1 protein-coding gene is annotated in these 802 nt (G+C 46.4%); it reads right to left on the bottom strand.

Translation table 11 applies throughout. From position 1 onward, the window contains the following. Positions 1-50 precede the first annotated feature (50 nt). Positions 51-802, bottom strand: a 752-nt coding sequence (locus R8N49_RS26340) for an ROK family protein (protein ID WP_318190350.1), incomplete at its 5' end; no start/stop codon positions are given.

Raw genomic sequence — 802 nt, 5'->3', positions numbered from 1 at the left:
GTGCGCTCTTGAGCCACACCCTAAATCAAATTAAAGATAGAAAGAAGTGATTAACCTTCCACCACCTTCATTAACAACTGCCCATCATACAGAGCTTGTTTTATCAGCGCAGCGCCCGGCATCGTCGCTTGTTTATAAAAGCGAGATTCCACCAGCTCAAGATCTTGGTGATAAACAGGCAAGCTTTGTTCTTCAATACAACGGCGAACGGCTGGATAAAGCACCTCTTTCGCCTGGTTAATTACCCCACCAATCAAAATCTTTTCTGGGTTAAACAAGTTGATCACGATAGCAATTGCAGAACCTAAATAGCGTCCCAATTTTTCAATCACATCAACCGCGAGAGGATCGCCATTTGCCGCGGCTTCACAGATACTTTCGATACTCATCTCTTCTTGATCCGCAAGAATAGAGGCTTCACCTTCAGAGATGCGTCTCACCACTTCTTCACGAATCGCTTGCGAGCTGGCAACCGTTTCTAAGCAACCAATGTTGCCACAGTGACATCGCTTCCCGTTGGGATCAATTTGAATATGCCCTAGTTCACCGATATTACCGTGGCGGCCTTGAAGAACTCGCCCATCAAGAATGATACCGGCGCCTAAACCATGGTGAATCGAAATAAGAACAGAGTTGTCATTTTCTTGGGAATGACCAAAGAGCTTTTCAGCTAAAGCCCAAGCACGCGTATCGTTGGCAATAAAGACCGGCAAACCCGTCGCTTTGTAAATCTCTGGCCCCAAAGCAAGGTTTTCGACGTTATAGTGAGGCATTTGCAGCACCACGCCCTGCTCAGAGTTTA

The sequence above is a fragment of the Vibrio sp. 1978 genome, from assembly GCF_033344345.1.
This window is presented reverse-complemented; position numbering and strand designations above follow the sequence as displayed.